This is a genomic window from Qipengyuania marisflavi (assembly GCF_005884405.1).
In the GTDB taxonomy this organism is placed as follows: Bacteria; Pseudomonadota; Alphaproteobacteria; order Sphingomonadales; family Sphingomonadaceae; genus Qipengyuania; species Qipengyuania marisflavi.
This window is the reverse complement of sequence record NZ_VCAO01000004.1, coordinates 97,911-117,440: the sequence shown is the minus strand read 5'-3', so window position 1 is coordinate 117,440 and position 19,530 is coordinate 97,911. Positions and strand designations below refer to the sequence as shown.

The 19,530-nt window shown below is 61.5% G+C and carries 16 protein-coding genes; 11 read left to right on the top strand and 5 right to left on the bottom strand.

Annotated elements, in window-relative coordinates; genetic code table 11:
• Positions 1-3: 3 nt before the first annotated feature.
• From FEV51_RS09830 to FEV51_RS09820, 3 genes are read right to left on the bottom strand one after another with little or no spacing between them, the layout of a single operon-like run.
• On the bottom strand, positions 4-552 hold the full coding sequence (locus FEV51_RS09830; RefSeq protein WP_138618429.1) for a (2Fe-2S)-binding protein: 549 nt from the start codon (positions 550-552) through the stop codon (positions 4-6).
• A gap of 13 nt (positions 553-565) precedes the next feature.
• Positions 566-781 (bottom strand): hypothetical protein, encoded by a 216-nt coding sequence (locus FEV51_RS09825; protein WP_138618427.1) that lies wholly within the window; start codon positions 779-781, stop codon positions 566-568.
• Positions 781-1,548 carry a class II aldolase/adducin family protein gene (locus FEV51_RS09820; RefSeq protein ID WP_138618425.1) on the bottom strand — a complete coding sequence of 256 codons (768 nt, stop codon included), beginning with the start codon at positions 1,546-1,548 and terminating at the stop codon, positions 781-783. The genes FEV51_RS09825 and FEV51_RS09820 overlap by 1 nt, the downstream gene beginning before the upstream one ends.
• Before the next feature lie 71 nt (positions 1,549-1,619).
• Here FEV51_RS09820 and FEV51_RS09815 point away from each other — a divergent pair, with 71 nt between their 5' ends.
• From FEV51_RS09815 to FEV51_RS09775, 9 genes are all read left to right on the top strand, one after another.
• Complete coding sequence (locus FEV51_RS09815; protein ID WP_342773746.1) at positions 1,620-3,062, top strand: MATE family efflux transporter; 1,443 nt, start codon at positions 1,620-1,622, stop codon at positions 3,060-3,062.
• A gap of 49 nt (positions 3,063-3,111) precedes the next feature.
• Positions 3,112-5,505 (top strand): chemotaxis protein CheA, encoded by a 2,394-nt coding sequence (locus tag FEV51_RS09810; protein ID WP_138618423.1) that lies wholly within the window; start codon positions 3,112-3,114, stop codon positions 5,503-5,505.
• Positions 5,502-5,936 (top strand): chemotaxis protein CheW, encoded by a 435-nt coding sequence (locus tag FEV51_RS09805; RefSeq protein WP_138618421.1) that lies wholly within the window; start codon positions 5,502-5,504, stop codon positions 5,934-5,936. Before FEV51_RS09810 ends, FEV51_RS09805 begins: the two co-directional genes overlap by 4 nt.
• 57 nt (positions 5,937-5,993) lie before the next feature.
• Positions 5,994-6,359 (top strand): response regulator, encoded by a 366-nt coding sequence (locus FEV51_RS09800; protein ID WP_138618419.1) that lies wholly within the window; start codon positions 5,994-5,996, stop codon positions 6,357-6,359.
• 10 nt (positions 6,360-6,369) lie between these two features.
• A complete protein-coding gene (cheB, locus tag FEV51_RS09795; RefSeq protein ID WP_246034519.1) occupies positions 6,370-7,476 on the top strand; it encodes a chemotaxis-specific protein-glutamate methyltransferase CheB in 1,107 nt (368 codons plus the stop codon).
• Positions 7,467-8,327: a CheR family methyltransferase gene (locus tag FEV51_RS09790; protein WP_138618417.1), complete on the top strand. Its 861-nt coding sequence runs from the start codon at positions 7,467-7,469 to the stop codon at positions 8,325-8,327. Before cheB ends, FEV51_RS09790 begins: the two co-directional genes overlap by 10 nt.
• A 166-nt stretch (positions 8,328-8,493) precedes the next feature.
• Positions 8,494-10,017 carry a putative bifunctional diguanylate cyclase/phosphodiesterase gene (locus tag FEV51_RS09785; protein ID WP_246034518.1) on the top strand — a complete coding sequence of 508 codons (1,524 nt, stop codon included), beginning with the start codon at positions 8,494-8,496 and terminating at the stop codon, positions 10,015-10,017.
• Positions 10,014-11,801, top strand: coding sequence for a methyl-accepting chemotaxis protein (locus tag FEV51_RS09780; RefSeq protein WP_246034517.1), 1,788 nt, complete (start codon positions 10,014-10,016; stop codon positions 11,799-11,801). Before FEV51_RS09785 ends, FEV51_RS09780 begins: the two co-directional genes overlap by 4 nt.
• 57 nt (positions 11,802-11,858) lie before the next feature.
• Positions 11,859-13,196 carry a methyl-accepting chemotaxis protein gene (locus FEV51_RS09775; protein ID WP_171033095.1) on the top strand — a complete coding sequence of 446 codons (1,338 nt, stop codon included), beginning with the start codon at positions 11,859-11,861 and terminating at the stop codon, positions 13,194-13,196.
• Between the two features lie 24 nt (positions 13,197-13,220).
• Here the strand turns inward: FEV51_RS09775 and FEV51_RS09770 are convergent, their stop codons facing one another.
• The gene (locus tag FEV51_RS09770) at positions 13,221-16,550 is read right to left on the bottom strand and encodes an amidohydrolase family protein (protein WP_138618415.1); all 3,330 of its coding nucleotides are present in this window, start codon (positions 16,548-16,550) and stop codon (positions 13,221-13,223) included.
• Positions 16,551-16,630: 80 nt separating this feature from the next.
• Positions 16,631-17,659, bottom strand: a complete 1,029-nt coding sequence (locus FEV51_RS09765) for a LacI family DNA-binding transcriptional regulator (protein ID WP_171033094.1) — start codon at positions 17,657-17,659, stop codon at positions 16,631-16,633.
• A 128-nt stretch (positions 17,660-17,787) separates the two neighbouring features.
• Between FEV51_RS09765 and FEV51_RS09760 the strand changes: the two genes are divergently transcribed.
• Complete coding sequence (locus FEV51_RS09760; protein ID WP_171033093.1) at positions 17,788-18,105, top strand: PilZ domain-containing protein; 318 nt, start codon at positions 17,788-17,790, stop codon at positions 18,103-18,105.
• A 13-nt stretch (positions 18,106-18,118) separates the two neighbouring features.
• On the top strand, positions 18,119-19,495 hold the full coding sequence (locus tag FEV51_RS09755; protein ID WP_138618411.1) for a polysaccharide biosynthesis protein: 1,377 nt from the start codon (positions 18,119-18,121) through the stop codon (positions 19,493-19,495).
• The last annotated feature ends 35 nt before the right edge of the window (positions 19,496-19,530 follow it).

Below are 19,530 nucleotides of genomic sequence, written 5' to 3'. Positions count from 1 at the left end.
CCACTATTCGGGGGCGTCGGGAACACTCAATGCGGGCACTTCGCGCGCGGCATCCTCGGCGCTGATCCCCGGCGCGGGGGCGGCGCTGATGGTATCGCTTCGCTGCGTCACGCGTCCGGCCCGCTCTATTGCGCTGACCAGTCGCGGGTAAACGCCGCAGCGGCACAGATTGGGAATGGCGGCCTTGATCTCCTCCTCACCGGGAGACGGGGTCTTGGCCAGCAGCGCCGCTGCCGCCATGACGATGCCGGGCGTGCAAAACCCGCACTGGATCGCCTGTTCGGCAACCATTGCCTGCTGGACCGGATGCGACCGGTCACGGCTGAGGCCTTCGATGGTGGTGATGAGACGTCCTTCGGCCTCAGCAATAGTGATCAAACAGGACCGCAGCGCTTCGCCGTCGACATGCACCATGCACGCGCCGCAATCCCCCTCGCCGCAGCCATATTTGGTGCCGGTCAGGTTTGCCGCATCACGCAGCGCCCACAGCAATGGCGTTTCGGGGTCCATTGCGAAGCGCACCGCCCGCCCGTTTACCGTCATGCTGGTCATCGCCGCGCGCCGCTTATTTCACGTAATTTTCAAGGAAGCCGCACCGCTCGCAGCGGAAGCTGGCAATATCGCGCAGATTTGCCTTCTTGGTCTTGATCGATCCGAACCACGTCTTCTGCGGGGCGCCCTCTTGCCAGCGCGCGGGGGTCACGCTGCCATAACCCATGTCGATGGTATGGCCTTCGACCATGCGCCCATCGCATTTCAGGCAGCGCGAAGGGGTCGCCATCAGTTCTTCCAGCTATCGTCGATCTTGCTTACCCGGCGCTTCCACGCTTCGAAATCGAACATCCCGGCCCCGCCCTGCGTCTGCATTACCGACAGATCGCGCTGGTGAGTTTCGACCACGTCCTGACCAACCACGACCGGATTGCCCATACCCAGTGTGGCGACCTGGATTTCGCAGGCGCGCTGGAATGACCACATGGTCAGGAACATCTCTTGAATAGTGCGGCCCATGATCACCGGCCCGTGGTTCTTCAGCATCAGTACCCTGTGATTGCCCAGATTGCGCACCAGCCGCTCGCCTTCTTCGGGGCGGACGGTCACGCCTTCAAAATCGTGGTAGCCGATCTGGTCCTGAAAGCTGCAGGCATAGAAATTGGTCGGCAGCAGCCCGCCTTCATGGCTGCATACCGCCATCGCCGCTGTGGTATGCACATGGCAGATCGCGGTGGCCCGGTCGCCCAGATGCTGGTGGAAATAGGCGTGCTGGGTGAACCCCGCTTTGTTGACCATATAGGGCGACCCGCCAATATTGTTGCCTTCCACATCGATCTTGACCAGATTGGATGCGGTCACTTCGTCATAAAGCAGACCGAAGGGGTTGATAAGGAACACGTCCTTTTCGCCCGGCACCGCGACCGAGATGTGATTGTAGATGGATTCGCTCCAACCCAGATGGTCGAAGATCCGGTAACAGGCGGCCAGATCCAGCCGGGCCTGCCATTCGGCGTCCGAACACTCGATATCCCGCGTCTTCATCTGGGTGGCCACGCCGCCTCTCCTTTACGATTGCACTTTGCAACGCGTATCGCACAAGGTCGGCGCTTTGGGCAAGTTGGCGCGTGGCACTCGCCGCTTCCCATGTCCGCTGCGCCCCGCTACCGCGCACGGCGATGAGCGAGACGGCCAGACTGACCCGCGGCAGCATTGCCGGCCACCTCGTCACGCAGACGTTGCCGATGATCATTGCTGTTGCCGCGATCATGTCGGTGGGCCTGATCGACGCCTATTTCATCGGCCAGCTGGGTAGCGCCGAGTTGGCTGCTGTGTCGTTCATTTTCCCCGTCGGGATCGCGCTATCCAGCCTTGGCGTGGGCGTAATGGTGGGCGTGAATTCGGTGATCGCGCGGGCGCTGGGCGCAGGCGATGTCGAACGTGCCGGACGGCGTGCCAATTTCGGCGTGGTGTTTTCCAGCGGGCTGGGCCTGCTGCTCGGCGCAGCGCTGTATCTGCTGCTCGATCCGCTGTTCCGGCTGATGCAGGCGCCCGAGGCGCTGATGCCGCTGATCAGGGAATATATGCGTCCCTTTGCGCTGGGGATGCCGCTGTTGCTGCTGCAGATGGGTCTGAACGGTGCCCTGCGTGGTCAGGGTGAAGCGCGCAAGGTGTCCTATGTCTCACTGACCTATTCGCTTGCCAATTGGATACTCGATCCGCTGCTGATCACGGGCGCGTTTGGCTTTGCCGGGTTTGGCGTAGCGGGCGCAGCCTATGCCACATTGGCCGGTTGGGCGCTGGCCATCGTGCTGGCCTGGTATCTGCTGCGCGGAACCGCACTGCCAATCCACCCCACCCGGATCCGCGATTGCCACATGGGCGAATCTGCGCGCGCTATCGTGGAGGTTGCCGGACCAGCCGCCTTCTCCAACGCAATCAATCCGATTGGTCTGGCTGTGCTCACCGCATTGCTGGCGAGCCAAGGCGAAGCGGCGGTGGCCGGGTTTGGCGCAGCCGGGCGCTTGCAAGGGTTCGCGATTGTGCCGCTGCTGGCGCTATCGGGATCGATCGGCGCGATTGTCGGGCAGAATTGGGGCGCAGGCCGCGTCGACCGCGCACGCCGGGCAATGTTCCTCGCCGGGCTGTTTTGCATTGCTTACGGGCTGGCGACCGCGCTGCTGCTCTACGCCTTTGGCAGCTGCTTTGCGGCGTTCTTCACAAGCGATCCCGCCGTGATCCAGGCATTTTCGAATTATCTGGCGATTTCCGTCTGGGGTTATGCCGGGTTCGGCCTGCTGATTGTTGCCAATGGCACGCTCAATGCCGTTGGCCATGCCGGTTTTGCGCTGGCGCAAAGCTTTGCTCGGGTGTTTCTGGTGATGCTGCCGCTGGGCTGGTTGCTGCGCGGCAGCTGGGGTGCGGATGCGATTTATACCGCTGAACTGGCGGCCAATCTTGCCGGCGGGCTGCTGGCCGCTGTCATTGTCTGGCGCATCCTGCGGAGTGGTCCCGACGCGCAGCACGCCGGCACCGACAAAGAGTCTGCGCCAATCCCAACCAAACGTTAACCATCCTGCGCCATAGCTCTGTCCCGAACGTATCAGGGACACAAATACCATGGATGACCTGCTGGCGGATTTCGTCGCCGAAACCCGTGAAATGCTGGAAGCAAGCGGCAGCGAACTTGTCGCGTGGGAAGCCGATCCCTCGGACCGTGCGCGGATCGATACGATTTTCCGCTTTGTGCACACTGTCAAAGGCAATTGCGGCTTCTTCGACTTCCCGCGGCTGGAGAAACTCAGCCATGCCGCCGAAGATGCGCTGGCCGAATGCCGCGCCGGTCGCCGTGAACCTGACAAGGCGCTGGTAACCGCAGTGCTGGCCATTATCGACCGCATCAGTGACATGACCGATGCCATCGAAGCTGGCGAAGATCTGGGCGAAGGCGGAGACGATGATCTGATCGCCGCTGTGCAGGCCGACGCTGATAGCGATGCCGAATGTGCCGCAATACCCATCGAAGTGAAACCGCAGACGTCAGAAACACCAGAGGGCGAAGACGCCGCACCCAAGGCCGCCCGTAGCGGCGGCGGGATCCAACGTTCGATCCGCCTGCCTGTCGAACTGCTCGACGAGGTTATGAAGGGCGTGTCCGACATGGTGTTGGCGCGCAATGATCTGGCCCGCCGCCTGCGCGAAGCGGGCGAACAGCCGACTATCGACGGCCCCTTTGAACGCCTTTCTGCCATTCTGGCCGATGTGCGCACCGCGATCACCCGGATGCGGATGCAGCGGCTTGAACATCTGTTTACCTCTCTGCCCCGGCTGGTCCGCGATTTGTCCAACGAGCTTGGCAAGCAGGTGATGGTCGATTTCGAGGGCGGCGAGGTTGAGCTTGACCGCGAAATGATTGAAATGGTCCGCGATCCGCTGACCCACATCATACGTAATGCCATCGATCACGGCATTGAGACACCCGCCGACCGCCTGCGCGACGGCAAGCGCGAGATCGGCCTGCTGAAATTCGCTGCACGCCAATCGGGCAACCAGATCAGTCTGGTCATCACCGATGACGGCGGCGGCATCAATATTGGCAAGCTGACCGCCAAGGCAGTGGCCGTGGGCCTGTACACCCAGGCCGAGATCGACCGCATGTCCGACCGCCAGAAACAGGCGCTGATCTTCGAGCCCGGCCTGTCGACTGCCGAAGCTGTCAGCTCGGTTTCGGGACGCGGTGTCGGCATGGATGTGGTCCGCGCCAATATCGAAAAGGTCGGCGGTTCAATAGACGTTTCCAGCAAGCCGGGCGATGGCACCAGCTTCTATCTGCAGCTGCCGCTCACGCTCAGCATCATTGCCGCTTTGACGGTGGGTGCTGGCGGACAACGGTATGCAATCCCGCGCAGCTATGTCGAAGAAATCGTGTTTGGCAGTTCCAGCCATGTCGATTTCGCACAGGCCGGTGATCGCCGCCTGGTCACGTTCCGTGGCAAGCGCGTACCGTGCCTGTCGCTGGGCGAAATCCTTGGCGAGGAAACCGACAATACATTCGACTGGACCGCGCAGACATTGGTTCTGGTCCGGCTCGCTACCGATGACGTGTTCGCGCTGGCCGTGGACCGGGTTTACGATCACGAAGACGTGGTGGTGAAGCCGATTGCCCCGGCGATCATGGATACCAAACTTTATGCCGGCACCACTCTGCTGGACGACGGGCGGCCCATGATGCTGCTCGACCTGCCCAGCATCGCCGCCATGCGCCAGCTGGTCAGCGAAACGCGCGGCAAGGCCAATGCAGTTGAAGAGGTCGCACAGGAAGAAACGGCGCGCAGTGTGCCGATCATGCTGTTCACCGGCCTCGACGGGCGCCGCCGTGCGGTCCGGCTCGAACTGGTCCGCCGCATCGACACCATCGACCGGATGGCAATTGATATCGAAGGCGCGCGTGCGCAGGCGGTCATTGATGGCAGCATCTTTGCGCTGGTCGGTCAGGATCGCGGGGCGCTGCCTGACGAACGCTGCCGCTTGCTGCGCCTGTCCGATGGCGAATGCGAACTGGTCTATGCTGTTCGCGAAGTGCTGGATGCAACCGAAATGGCGGGCGAAATCGTTCCCGTTTCGGGCGATCCGACAATCGAAGGCGTGACGCTGGTCGATGGCCATCCGGTGCCGGTGATCGACGGACATGGCCTGTTCGCCCTGCACCGCGCACCGCGCCGCGAAAGCCATCCGCTGAGCTGCCGCATCCCGGCCGACAGCGATTGGGCGCGGACCATTCTTGAACCGCTGGTCGAAGCCGCCGGATACCGCGTGACACACGATGATGCTGAAGAAGCAGACGTTGCCATCATGCTGGCAGAAGAGGCCGCCGCCAATACGCCGGCCGTGGCTCGCAGCGTCATCCGCCTGCGTTCCGAACCTGACGAAGACGGTCAGGACAGTATTTATCGCTACGACCGCGACGGCCTGCTCGCCGCGCTCAAGCAAGTCCGCCGCGGAGGTGTGGCATGAACGAACTTCTGCTGATGTGTCTGATCGCCGGACGCCGTGCGGCGATCCCTGCCGTGCGGGTCCAGTCGGTAATCGAGATTGACGAGATCACACCGATCCCTGCCACCCCCGACTTTATCTGCGGGCTAACAGCCCTGCGCAGCCAGGCGCTGACAGTCCTCGACTGCTCGCTGGCGCTGGGGCTGCAGAGCGCCGGACGCGGCAAGGGCGAGCGCGCAGCGGTGGTCGAGGTGGATGGCCACCTTTATGCCCTGCTGGTCGAGGCTGCCTATGACGTGGGCGAGGCGCGCAGCGAGCCCATCGCTGTTCCGGGCGGGTTTGGCCCGGAATGGCAACGTGCATCAACCGGCATGGTCGAAACCGATGGCGGCCCCGCGCTGCTGATCGATATCGCCGCGCTGGTTGCCGGTCCTGTCGCAATCGCGGCTTAAGCGAATAGTTACTGCTTTCGGTTAGACACCGATGCTTACTCAATGAGGTCACATCACATGAAAACCTGCCTGATCGTCGATGATTCGCGCGTAATCCGTAAAGTTTCCAGGCATATCCTGGAGACTCTGGGGTTTGCTGTCGAGGAAGCCGAAAATGGCCAGGAAGGCCTGAACCGCTGTGCTGAAAATATGCCTGATGTGGTTCTGCTGGACTGGAATATGCCGGTTATGACGGGCATCGAATTCATCACCCAGCTGCGCCAGCGCGATGGCGGCGGCAAGCCCAAGGTGGTGTTCTGCACCACCGAAAACGATGTTGCGCATATCCGCGAGGCGATCAGCGCCGGTGCGGACGAATATGTCATGAAGCCATTCGATCACGAGACGCTGCAGATCAAGCTCCAGCTTGTTGGCATGGCCTGAGGGCCGCCAGATGAGTGCCTTGCTTCGAAAAGACAGGATCATTGCGCCGGGCGGCGGGACAAATCCCGGTGTCGTAAAGGTGATGATCGTCGACGATTCTCTGACTGTGCGAACGGTGTTTTCGCGCATGATCCAGCGTGAAGGCGACATGGAAATCGTCGCCACCGCCGGTACTGCCGAGCGGGCGCTGATGGAATTGCGTTCGACCGAGGTCGATGTGATCCTCCTCGATCTGGAAATGCCCGGTATGGGCGGCCTCGAAGCGCTGCCCAAGATGCTTGAGACCTCGGGCGGTGCCCAAGTGCTGGTCGTGTCCTCGCTGACCGCCGAAGGTGCCGAGCACACGCTCACCGCACTGTCGATGGGCGCCGCCGACACCATGCTCAAGCCGCGCCCGGGCGGTTTCAACGATGATTATCGCGATTCGCTGCTCGGCAAGATCCGCGCGCTTGGCTCCGGCGTTGCCGAGAAAGAAGCGGAGGCAAACACTGCCGCCGCCGCGCCCTCCCCGCGCAAGGCCCGTATCGGCAAGCGCCCGCAGGTCATCGCTATCGGTGCCTCAACCGGCGGCATTCACGCGCTGAACCTGTTCCTGCGCAAAATTCCCGCCAATTTCGATCTGCCGATCCTGATCACGCAGCATCTGCCGGCCAGCTTCATTTCAGTGTTTGCCAAGCAGATGGAAATGGCCGCTGGTCGCAAGGCAGTGCTGGCCGATGAAGGCGTGGAAATCACCAAGGGCAGCATCGTTATCGCGCCTGGCCACGGCCACATGATCGTGCGCAAATCTGCAGGCCGGTTCGTTACCGGGCTTGCCTATCATCCGGCCAAGAGCGGCTGCACGCCTTCGGTCGATCCGATGTTCGAGACATTGGCAGAAGTCTATGACGGCCATGTTACCGGCGTGCTGTTGTCCGGCATGGGCCGTGACGGCACCGATGGCGCGCAGGCCATCGCCAATGCTGGCGGGACCATTCTAGCGCAAGATGCCGCCACCAGCGCGGTGTGGGGCATGCCCCGCGCCGTCGCCGAAAACGGTGTCGCCGCCGCTGTGCTACCACCAGAAGGTCTGGCAGAAAAACTGCTGACGATGGTGGGAGCAGACGCATGGCGCTAGACGACGCATCCCACCGCATCATTGCCGATTTGCTGGCGGCCCGAACCGGGCAGCAGCTGACCGAAAACCGCCGCTGGCGCGTTTCCACTGCGCTGTCAGGCCTGTTCCGCGAGCTTGATCTGCACAATGTCGACCAGCTGGCCTGTATGCTGGAACGGCCCGGCGAACATCAGCTGGCGACCAAGGTCGTCGAAGCGCTGCTGAACAACGAAACCTATTTTTTCCGCGACCACGCTTATTTTTCGACACTGGCCAATCAGGTGCTGGGCGATTTGGCGAAGAAACGCGCCGCGACCAAAAAGATTTCGATCTGGTCGGCGGGCTGTTCGACCGGGCAGGAAGTCCTGAGCCTGGCGATGGTGTTCGCTGAACAGCCGGGGCGCTGGCAGGGTTGGGATATCGACATCCTGGGCACTGATGTGTCGAACAAGGCCATCGCGCAGGCCCGTTCGGGCGCTTATTCGCAATTTGAAATCCAGCGCGGCATCAGCGTCGCCCAGATGCTCAACTTCTTCAACGAGACGCCGCAGGGTTGGCAGGCAAGCGACCGGATCCGGGCGATGACCCGGTTCCAGCAGCAAAACATTCTCGATTACCCGCCCTCACCGGGACGTTTCGATCTGGTGCTATGCCGCAATGTCCTGCTGTATTTCGATCCTCAGGTCCGCCGTGCCGCTTTCGAGCGGCTGGCAGGGGCTACGGCCGCGGACGGCTGGCTGATGCTGGGCGCTGGCGAGACTGTCGTCGGCCAGACCGATCGGTTCGAACCGGCCGACCTTGGCTCAGCGCTTTATCAACTGAAGAAAACCGTTCCGTCAGTGAGTGAAGCGCTGTGCCGGGCGACCGCCTGATCCAGCGCTAGCCACCGTGCAAAAGCCTTTTCGAAACAAGGTAAACCACAAGTTTACGCTTCCTTAGCGAATGATACCTAATCCCGATCGCAAGAGACAAAGTAATGGGCGCATCATGGGGGAAACCGTGAGTTTCAATCCAGATAAGGGTGGCAGAAAAACGAAGATGATGGTGCTCGGACCGGTATTGGTCCTGGGCATGATTTTCCTTGTCACTACGATGCTGGCGGTCATCATCCCAAGCTTTGGTTTTGCATCAGCGCCGGATATCATCATCGCCGGATCCGGCGTTTTCGCAGTGACGGTGGCCGTGCTGACATTTATGGCCGTCAGGCACATTCGCAAACTGGAAAAACTCAGCCGCAGCGACAGCCTGACCCTGTTGCCCAATCGCCGCGCCTTGCACAGCGACATCAAACGCGAAATTCAATCCGGTCACGAAATTGCACTCGCCCTGATCGACCTTGATGGCTTCAAGCTGGTCAATGACCATTATGGCCATTTCGTTGGCGATGCAGCTTTGAAGGAATGCGGCCACATCCTGACCCAAATTTCTGGCGAGGAAGGCACGGTTTACCGGCTTGGCGGCGATGAATATGCCATCTTGATGGCTGGGCAATTGGCCGGCACGCTACTCGAAGGCGCTTGCCGCCGCGTGATTGAACGGCTGGCAAAGCCGGTCAAGGTCGAAGACCGCCGCCTGACTCTGGGGGCCAGCATAGGTCTGGCCCGCCGCAATCCGTCAGACGGATCAACCTCCTCCGAGTTGCTGCGTCAGGCCGACGTTTCGATGTATGTGTCCAAACGCGGCGGCAAGATGCGCTGCACCTGGTTCAGCACCGCGTTCGACCAGAGCCGCGAACAGCTCAAGGAAATGGACGACGAGCTTCGCTTCGCACTCGCCAATCAGGAATTTTGCCTGCACTACCAGCCATTGGTGGACAGCAATACACGCCGCGTGGTTGCTGTTGAATGCCTGCTGCGCTGGGAGCGGCCCGACGGCAAAAATGTCGGCCCGAACATCTTCATCCCTGTCGCCGAAGAAAGCGGCTTCATCAACGCCATCGGTCTGTGGGTGCTGCGGCAGGCGTGCTGCGATGCGCTGGAATGGGACGACATTACGCTGTCGGTGAACTTGTCGGCGGCGCAGCTGCGCAATCCGGAATTTCCAATCCAGCTTGGTCATATCCTTGAGGAAACAGGCTTCGATCCCGAACGGCTTGAGCTGGAAGTCACCGAAACTTGTCTGGTGCTAGACCCGGTGGTTGCCGAGCGCAGTCTGGCCGTGCTGCGCGGCTTCGGGGTCAAGATCGCGCTCGATGACTTTGGCACCGGCTATGCCTCGATCGGTTTCCTTCGCCAGTTCCGCTTTGAAAAGCTCAAGCTTGACCGCAGCCTGGTGGTTCAGGCCGGTGAAGATGACGGCAGCCGCGCCGTAATGCTGTCCAGCATCACTGTGGCCCGTGCCATGAAAATGGCCGTCACTGCCGAAGGTGTCGAGACTCAGGCGCAGGCTGATATGGTCCGCGCCGCTGGCTGCGACCAGATCCAGGGCTGGCTCTATTTCAAGGCACTGCCTGCGGAAGAGATCCCCCAGCACCTGGGCAAACGCATTGATATTCCAACCGATACAATGGCCGTTTCAGACGAGACGCCAACGACAACACCTGAAAGTTCGAGGGTCGCATGAGCGCGCTGCAAGATATGGTAAACGGCGTGGTTGCCGAACATGAAGTAGAACTTGCGGATGCGCCGCAAGCGGCCGCTTATGACTTTGCCGAAATAGCCAAAGAGGAACCGCGCAGCGGAGTTGGCGGCTGGTTCACCGGGAAATCTGTCTCCGGCAAGCTGCGCATGATCGCGCTGGCCAATATCAGCGCCGTCGTTATCACCTTGTTGGCAACGCTGATCGGTGCCTATGTCGCGCTGGAACTGCGCGCTGAGCGCATGGTGCTGTCCAATGCAACCGTAGAGGCAGCACGCGTGGTCGGTTATATCGACCAGGGGCGGCTGTACACGCAGCACTATGCTATATCCGGCGACAAGAATGACCTGATCTCGGCGCATGATGCCTTCCAGAGCGCCGACCGCGAATTGGGTAAAGTTGAAAGCGCAGCGCGCGACGTGGCTCCGGGGGTGCTTCCCGAACTTGATTTACTAAACAAGGATTTGGCTTCGCTTGGTACACGGGTTGCTGCGGCCAGCAGTTCGCGCGGCAGTGCCTCCGAGTGGCAGGCTTTTGCCGACAGCATTTATGTTGATGGTGAGGAATTCGTCGAATTGGCGCGCGATACGCGCGGCCAGATGGAAGAGATCGGGGCGGTTGCCGATGCAAATTCGCGCCGCTCAGTCATGTGGTTGTTTGTCGCTTTTCTTGGGTCCGCATTTCTGGGGATCACGATGATTTTTCTCAGCTCGCGCTATCTCGCGCGCGACGTTTCGGGCACGCTGTGCCAGATGACCGACGCCGCCACTCAACTCGCGGGAGGCAACAAGAATCTCCACATTCCGGCGACTGACCGCAGCGACGAGATCGGCGATCTCGCCCGCGCGCTCGAAGTTTTCCGCCGCAAAGCGTGGCAGTTTGAGAAAATGGCTGATGAACGCGAGGGTATGCGGGCGGCACAAGACAAAACCTTGATCCGCTTTGCCGAGAAATTTGAATCGACCGTGGGTGAAGTGGTCGGCGGTGTCGCTGCCGCTTCAAGCCAGCTGCAAAGCACCGCAAGTTCGATGGCCTCGGCTGCCGAACAGGGGACGCGGCAGACTGCAATGGTCGCCACTTCGATGGAACAGGCATCGGGCGGTGTTACCGCTGCTGCAGCTGCCTCGGACGAATTTGCCATGTCGATTGGCGAGATCAGCCGTCAGGCCGCACATTCGGCAGAGCTGGCCCGTGCGGCCACCGATGCCGCAGGCCGGGCCGACGGCACAATTTCGGATATGGCGACTGCCGCAAATCAGGTTGGTCAGATTGTCGAATTGATCCAAACCATTGCCCAGCGCACCAATCTCCTCGCCCTCAATGCCTCAATCGAGGCCGCACGTGGCGGCGAAGCAGGTCGCGGTTTTGCTGTGGTTGCTTCCGAAGTGAAGGAACTGGCCGCGCAGACCAGCCGGGCAACCGAAGAAGTTGCCGAGCAGATCCGCGGCATGCAGGATTCAACCGGCGCCAGCGTTAATGCGCTGCGGTCCATTGGCGAACAGATCAAGCAGCTGGAAACTACGGCTATCTCGATTGCCTCGGCGGTCGATCAGCAATCGGTTGCGGGTCAGGATCTGGCGCGCAGCATCGATCTGGCCGCCCGCGCCGCAGACGAGGTCAGCGGCAATATCGGTCAGGTGCGCGAAACCTCGCTCGCCACCGGGGCTGCGGCAAGCCAGGTGCTGGGTTCAGCCAATGATCTTGAAGGCCAGGCCGCCGCGCTGCGCCGCCATGTCGACGAATTCGTCAGCCATGTGCGGGCTGCTTAACCGGAAACTAACGATACTCGGTTACCGCTGAGCGTCCACCACAGGTAAGGATTGACGATGACAGCGCAGATCCATCTCATGGAAGATGATTTGAAAGACGAAATCGCCCGCGTTGAGGTGGCAAAGTCTTTTGATGACAGCCAGCGGTACTGGCTGGCGAGCTGGTTCAATCGCCTGCCTGTCGGCCGCAAGCTGCAATTTACCGCAGGCGTGCCGATGCTCGGTCTGGCTCTCGTTACGCTGTTCACCCTGTTTGCCGGCGGCGAAGGCGCGCAAGCGATTCGTTATCCCGTTCTGCTGCTTGGCGCGTTTGGCGTGTTTTTCGGACTGCTTAGCCTGCGCCGGATGCTTAAAGATTCGGTCGAGCCTTTGCAAAGTGTAGCACATGAAATGACCCGCCTTGCGCAGGGTGCACGCGATATCGAGTTGCGCGGGTTGGACCGTACCGATGAAATCGGGGACATTGCGCGGGCGCTGGAAGTATTTGCCAAATCTGGTCTGAAGCTTGATGAATTGTTCGCGGGCCGCAAGGATTCCGCTGAACGGCGCAAGCTGGAGCTGGTCAAACTTGCTGGCGAATTTGAAAGCAGCATTAGCGATGTCGTCGGCGGTGTCGCTGCCGCTTCCAGCCAGCTGCAATCCACCGCCAAGGAAATGGCCACAACCGCAGACGAAGCCACCGGACAGGCGGCCCTCGTGACGCGGTCGATGGAAGAGGCATCAGGCGGAGTTACCGCTGCTGCAGCTGCCTCGGACGAATTTGCCATGTCGATTGGCGAGATCAGCCGTCAGGCCGCACATTCGGCAGAGCTGGCCCGTGCGGCCACCGATGCCGCAGGCCGTGCCGATGGCACGATTTCGGCCATGGCGACTGCTGCAGATCAGGTTGGTCAGATTGTCGAACTGATCCAGACCATCGCCCAGCGCACCAATTTGCTCGCGCTGAACGCCTCGATCGAGGCAGCACGCGGCGGCGAAGCGGGTCGCGGGTTTGCGGTGGTTGCTTCCGAAGTGAAGGAACTGGCCGCGCAGACCAGCCGGGCAACCGAAGAAGTTGCCGAGCAGATCCGCGGCATGCAGGATTCAACCGGCGCCAGCGTCAACGCGCTACGGTCCATTGGCGAACAGATCAAGCAGCTGGAAACCACGGCTATCTCGATTGCCTCGGCGGTCGATCAGCAATCGGTTGCGGGTCAGGATCTGGCGCGCAGCATCGATCTGGCCGCCCGCGCCGCAGACGAGGTCAGCGGCAATATCGGTCAGGTGCGCGAAACCTCGCTCGCCACCGGGGCTGCGGCAAGCCAGGTGCTGGGTTCAGCCAATGATCTTGAAGGCCAGGCCGCCGCGCTGCGCCAGAAAGTCGATCGCTTCCTCGGCCACATTCGCGCTGCCTGAGGCGGCGCGAATGGGCGCGAGGATTTATTCCCACCAATAGGGCAGACGGGTGGCAGATCCGGTCTCGACCTCGTTCATGGTCCGCGCATCGTACATCCGGCCACCCAGCATGACCTGAGTGATCCGGTCGGATTCGCGGATATTAACGCTGGGATCGGCATCCAACACCACAAGATCGGCCAGCTTGCCGACTTCAAGGCTGCCAATATCGCGTTCCATACCCAGCGAACGTGCCGCCTCGATAGTGCCCGCGCGCAGCGATTCTGTCGGGGTCATCCCGCCGCGTGCGAAGCTCCACATCTCCCAATGCGCCGCGACTCCGGCTTGTTGACCGTGTGCACCAATCGCCACCCTGACCCCGCGCTTGGCCAGCTTGCCCGCTTCACGCGCGCTGTCATCGTCGACAAAAGCCCATTCGGGTGCAGTCGTGCGGCGCGCTGTATCGGCCAGCAGCATCCGCGGCGGCGTGTGCACCAACAGCGGATTGTCGAACACATTGGTCGCCTGACGCCAGTAAGGATCACCCGCCAGGCCGCCATACGTGACCACCAGAGTGGGCGTGTTATTGGTCTGCGACTGGCCCCAGAATTGCAGCACATCTTCATAGAAATGTTCGACGGGGACATTGTGTTCGACGGTGGAATTGCCATCCGCGATCAAATTCATGTCCATGCCGAACAGTGAACCGCCTTCGGCGACCACCAGCATGTTTTCTGCCCGCGCGGCGGCGACAACCTGCTGGCGCTGTTCACGGCGCGGCTGGTTGTAATTCTTGATCGACACCCCGCCTTGCGCCTTGATCCGGCGAATATGCGCCAGTGCGTCCTCATAGCCGTCAATACGCGCATAGACGCCCGGCGCCTTGGCCCCGTAAACAATCTCTCCAGTCGAGAAGATACGCGGGGCCAGCAGCATACCGGCCTGCTGGCGTTCGGCAGCGGCAAAGATCATGCTGGCGCTGGATGATGGATCGTGAACCGTGGTGGTCCCCATCGCCAGCGCCTGAGTCAGCGCCCAGTTCTGCTGCGGGACAAGATCGCCCACGCCCTGCGGCCCATGCGCATGGGCATCAACCAGGCCGGGCATGACAGTCTTGCCCGCAAGGTCGATGATCTTCGCGCCTGAGGGGATTGTCACGCTGTCTGCGCTGCCGATGGCGGCGATCCGGTCACCCCGGATCAGGATCACGCCATTGTCGATTGCGCCTGCGCCATCGCCCGCCATGGTCAGCACCCGCGCGCCGGTCAGCGCGGTAGTCCCGGCATATTTGTCCGCCGCCACTGTCCGCGCCAGCGATGTCCCCTGCGTCGGGGGCACGAATTTCGGCGCATCCTCGGCACGCGGCGCATTGGGGAACAGCGCCCCGGTGCTGGCCCGGTAAAGCACCGGACCCATCGACCAGGTCAGCGTCTGGCCATCCTGCGCCCAGCCAATATATTCCGCGCCGCCCTTGCTGACGCGGGTCACGGGCAGAGAGCTGGCTTTCTCACCCACAGTCACCGCCTGCCCGCCGGGCATCAGCGGCATGGCGAAGACTTCATAATTCTGGCGGAAGGCCAGATAACGCCCATCTGGCGATACCCGGAAATCATTTGCCAGTTCGCCTTCGGCATGGACGCGGCGCGCCTCTCCGCTGCGGTCGCTGGAGATCAGCTGAAGCTTGCCATCATTGCGGGCGAGCATGAAGATGCGGTCATCGCTGTCGCCGAATTGCGGGTCAGCCGTATCGCGCGCGATCAACTGCGGGGTGCCACCCGCGACCGGAACCGAATAAACCCCTTCGTTCTCGGAAAACTCTGGCGAGGTCAGATAGCCGCCCGAACGCTTTTCAAACACGATGGTCGATCCGTCGGGCGAAAACTGCGGCACCGCATAATGGCCCCGCTGGCGGGTCACGCTGCGCGCATTGCGGCCATTGGCATCGCTCACCACGATTTCGCCAAGACCCGCATCGGTCCAGCGGACAAAGGCCAACCGCCGTCCGTCGCGCGACCAGGTGGGCCACAGCTCCAGCGCTTCACTGCCAGCGGCCGTCAAACGGCGCGGCGCGGCGGTGCTGCCGACCGGCTTGGTGTACAGCTTACCCAGACTTTCAAACACCACCGTGCGCCCGTCGGGAGAGACCGAGGCAAAGCGGGTCATCTTGGTTGTAAAGCTGTCCGCGCCCACCGGGATTACCGGATGCGGCGCATCGGATACGCCGCGAGTGTCGGAGATATTAAACGGAATGACCGCCTCGCCCGAACCATCGGCATTGATGCGGCGCAATTTGCCGCCAGCCCAGAATACAATGCTGCCCGCATCGGGGGTCCAGCCCATGTTGGGATAGACGCCCGACACCGCCCAGGTTTCCTGCAGGTCGGCGTCGAGCGAGCCGTAAATCATCCGTTCGCTGCCGCTGGACAAATCCTTGACCCACAGCTGTGACTGGTCCTTGTCACGGCGCACGAAAGCAATGTGCTTGCCATCGGGGGACGGGGTTGGCCGCACCGCGCCGCCGTAACCGCCTACGGCTGTGGTCACTTCACCCTTGGCAATATCGTAGCGTTCGATCGCAAAGGTGCCCTGCAAGGAATCCTGCGCATATTCGAAGGTCGATCCCGAGGTGGTGTTGCGGGTGTAATAGATCGATTTGCCATCGGGCGCGTAAATCGGCTCGCCCAATTCCTTCTGCAGCGATTCGCTGGAGCGTTTGACCAGCTGTACGCCGCCGCCACCTGAAACGTGATACAGCCACACCTCACCCGTGCCGAGCGAGCGCCCGGTGGTGAAATGCTTTTTGGCGACAATATATTCGCCATCGGGCGACCAGCCCGGCTGATTGAGCAGGCGGAAATCTTCCTTGGTGACCTGCTTCTTGTCCGAACCATTGGTGTTCATAACCCAGATATTGTCACCGCCACCGCGGTCCGAGGTGAAAGCGATACGGCGGCCATCGGGCGAGAAACGCGGGTGAACCTCCCATGCCAGCCCTTCTGCAATACGCGTCGGCGTGCCACCTGAAATCGGCATGGTGTAAATGTCGCCCAGCATCGAGAACGCCAGCATCCGCCCGTCGCGCGATACGTCGACATCCATCCAAGTGCCTTCGTCAGTGCTGATCGCGATCTGTTTTACAGTCGCCCCGCGCGGCGCGGAGACATCCCATTTCGCATCGTCTGCATCGGCGGTGTCGGCATTGGGGACAGCGGGCGCGGCATTGGCTTCCTGTCCACTGCCTTCACGCGGGCCATCATCCTGTGAGGCATCGACCTCCTGCTCTTCAACCGGATTGGGGCTTGGGTCGGGCTGCTGCGCAAATGCGGGCTGGCTGGCAAACAAAACGGCCAGAACGGAGGCGATGCTGGTTTTCATGGAAGTCTCCCCAAAATTCTCTCTCACCGCCTCTTAGGGAGGCGGTATGCCCTTTGGCAAACCCGGTAATGGGCCATATCTCAGCCGACGCTGGCGCGCTCGACCAGCCGCACCGGAACACGGCATTCGATTTTCTCGTCTGCGCCGGCCAATGCGGTTTGTACCAGCAGCCGGCCCGCTTGCGCGAAATCCGGCTCCACCGTGGTCAGCGGCGGGCTGCTGAATTCGCCCGTGCCCAGTCCGTCAAAGCCGATGACACCCACTGCGCCGGGCACCGCCACGTCGCGCGCAGCCAGTTCTTCCAGCGCCCCCAGTGCCATCGCATCGCAGGCGAAAAACAGGCCATCGAATACAGTCCCTTGGGCGAGCAGCCGTGTGACAGCCTCGCGCCCCTGCGCCACGCGGTCCTCCCCGCCCGATTCAATCGGTGGGTGCGCGGTGAGACCGGCTGCCGCCATGCCTTGGCAATAGCCGTCATAGCGTTCGCTAAATTGCCGCTGTGTCGAGTTGGTGTCACCGACGAACACGATATCTCTTGCCCCGCCCGCCACCAGCCGGGCCACAGCCTGCTGGCCACCGGAGAGATTGTCTGATCGCACCCATACCGCATCGTCAAAGGGGGAGCCCCAGAAGGCGATTTCATCACTGTCTTTGGCGCGATCGCGGAAATAGTCCCATGCCGCGCCATTGGTCGCCGTACCGATCACCACCAGCCCATCTGCCTGACGGCGGGCGACGTAGTGGCCGAAAAACTCTTCCGGTTCGGCCTGAAAGCTGACCAGCGCCTCAAACCCGCGTTCCGCTGCTGCGGCACAGGTGCTGCCCAGCAGGCTGTAGTAAAACGGATTGATCCTCGCTGCGCCCTGCCCGGCCCGCCCGATCACCACGATCGCGATGGTACCGGTCTGGCCCTTGCGCAATCCGGCTGCGCGCGCATTGACGTGATAGCCCAGTTCCTCGGCCGCTTGTTCGACACGGCGGCGGGTGGCCTCGGTAATGGTTTCGGATCCGGCAAGCGCCCGGCTGACAGTCGACTGGCTGACCCCTGCGCGTTCGGCCACGTCGATTGATGTCACCCGGTAACGATTGTCGCTGCTCTCTTTCGTCATGCCCACAATCTCTCCCTGCGCTGCCTGCACCTAACGCGCTGCGCCGCGCAAAGCGAGCCATGCAATGCGCACGACTTGCGCTCTGCGCATGCAAAGCTAAGACTTGCATGCGAACCACGGGAACAGCGATGTCTGAGAACCACCGCCGCGAAGAACGTCATCATGTACAGGTCGCCGGGCATTATCGCGCGCGTCAGGGCGGGAAGCGCGACGTGTGGATCAAAGACATCTCGGAATATGGCTGCCGGTTTTTCGACAAGTTTTCGGTTCTGGATGACGGCAGCAATATCCTGGTGAGAGTGGGCAATATCGGCCCGATCCCGGCAATAGTGCGCTGGCGCGAGGGGAGCGTTGTCGGCGCGCAGTTCGAACGGCCGCTGCACCCCACCGTCCTAAGCCACATCATGCGCGAGCTGGACGAACCCGGGCGCGACCCCGATCGTTGAGCGCAGTGCCCGAATGACAAATCCCGATCACCGGAGGCTGGCCCGCGGCACGCTGGCCTTCCTGTTTGGCATAGTCAGCCGGGTGGCTGCGCAGCTGGCGATGCTACCAATCCTGTTCGCCAGTTGGAGCGCCGAACGTGTGGGGTCGTGGATGGTGCTGTTTGCCCTGCCGGCATACCTCTCTGTGGTGGGGTTAGCGTTTTCTGGTGCAGGCGGAAATGCTGCGCTGGCAGCGGCGCAGCGGGGCGACATGGCTGATGCGCGCGCAAATTTCCGCGTGACATGGGCGCTATCTACAGTGGCAACGCTGGCGCTGGCCGGGCTGTTTTTGGCGCTGGCGCTGCCTTTCGAGGACAGAATAGTCGACGGCTTCGAGATGACATCAGATATTGCGCTGCTGCCGACGCTGTTCTGGCTGGCGGTATATATTTTCGCGGTTAGCCAGATAGCTGTGCTCAGCCTTCCGTTCCGGGTTGCCGGGCGGTATCCGCTGCAAACGCTCCTCATTAATCTCGGTTTGCTTGCCGAAGTTGCGGTAGTTGCTGTCTGCGTTTCGCAAAGCACATCCCTTGCATTGCTCGCCATGGCGCTGGCGATAATGCGGCTGGTATATCTGCTGGTGGTGCTGGTGATTGCCATTCGCATCGCGCCCGAGATGTTCCATCGGGGGGCATCACGGATCGGGCCCGTGGTTCGCAGTTTATGGAAGCCATCGACAGCCTTCATGCTGATCCCGGTGGTCTACGCGATCAATCTGCAAGGTTACGCTTTGCTGGTCGGAGCGCGGTATGGCGCGGCTATGCTTGCCGCTTTTGTCGCGACGCGAACGCTGGTTAGAATGATCGATCTGCTCACCTCGGTGATTTACGGTGTTCAATTCTACGAGGCGGGATATCGCGATGCCGATCCTGAACCTCGCCGCCGCCAGTTGGCCACCATGACATTAATCACTGCGCTGCTGTCGGTGGGGTTCGGCGCAGCACTGCTGATGTGCGGACCGCTGGCGCAGCGCTTGCTCAGCGTCGGCAAGACCGAATTCGATCTGCCAGTGGCTGCAGTATTGATGATGGCAGCGATCATCCGGGCGCTGGCGACCACGCCGCACGCCCTGATCGCAGCGCAGAACCGTCAGGGCAGACTGACGGTACTATACTTCGCAGGCTCCGTTTTTTGCCTGCTCGCGGCGGGCGGTCTGGCCCATATCGGGGTGCCGCTGGTGCTGGTTTTGCTGATGCTAATTCCAGCAGAGCTGGTTCACACAGTTCCAGCTTTCCGCATAGTATTGCGCGATATTGCGCTGACCCCGGGCCAATTCCTGGCATCGCTGTTCATCCGCGAACGAATGAGCGATATTGCCAAGCTGGCGCGCATTATATCCCGCCCGCGCTAAAGCGCGCCCTTGCAGCGGCGGGTGCAGCGCCTAAA

Coding starts and splice junctions, on each gene's coding strand:
- FEV51_RS09830 (WP_138618429.1), bottom strand. CDS start 552: ATGACCAGCATGACGGTAAACGGGCGGGCGGTGCGCTTCGCAATGGAC.
- FEV51_RS09825 (WP_138618427.1), bottom strand. CDS start 781: ATGGCGACCCCTTCGCGCTGCCTGAAATGCGATGGGCGCATGGTCGAA.
- FEV51_RS09810 (WP_138618423.1), top strand. CDS start 3,112: ATGGATGACCTGCTGGCGGATTTCGTCGCCGAAACCCGTGAAATGCTG.
- FEV51_RS09805 (WP_138618421.1), top strand. CDS start 5,502: ATGAACGAACTTCTGCTGATGTGTCTGATCGCCGGACGCCGTGCGGCG.
- FEV51_RS09800 (WP_138618419.1), top strand. CDS start 5,994: ATGAAAACCTGCCTGATCGTCGATGATTCGCGCGTAATCCGTAAAGTT.
- cheB (WP_246034519.1), top strand. CDS start 6,370: ATGAGTGCCTTGCTTCGAAAAGACAGGATCATTGCGCCGGGCGGCGGG.
- FEV51_RS09790 (WP_138618417.1), top strand. CDS start 7,467: ATGGCGCTAGACGACGCATCCCACCGCATCATTGCCGATTTGCTGGCG.
- FEV51_RS09785 (WP_246034518.1), top strand. CDS start 8,494: ATGATGGTGCTCGGACCGGTATTGGTCCTGGGCATGATTTTCCTTGTC.
- FEV51_RS09780 (WP_246034517.1), top strand. CDS start 10,014: ATGAGCGCGCTGCAAGATATGGTAAACGGCGTGGTTGCCGAACATGAA.
- FEV51_RS09775 (WP_171033095.1), top strand. CDS start 11,859: ATGACAGCGCAGATCCATCTCATGGAAGATGATTTGAAAGACGAAATC.
- FEV51_RS09770 (WP_138618415.1), bottom strand. CDS start 16,550: ATGAAAACCAGCATCGCCTCCGTTCTGGCCGTTTTGTTTGCCAGCCAG.
- FEV51_RS09765 (WP_171033094.1), bottom strand. CDS start 17,659: ATGACGAAAGAGAGCAGCGACAATCGTTACCGGGTGACATCAATCGAC.
- FEV51_RS09760 (WP_171033093.1), top strand. CDS start 17,788: ATGTCTGAGAACCACCGCCGCGAAGAACGTCATCATGTACAGGTCGCC.
- FEV51_RS09755 (WP_138618411.1), top strand. CDS start 18,119: ATGACAAATCCCGATCACCGGAGGCTGGCCCGCGGCACGCTGGCCTTC.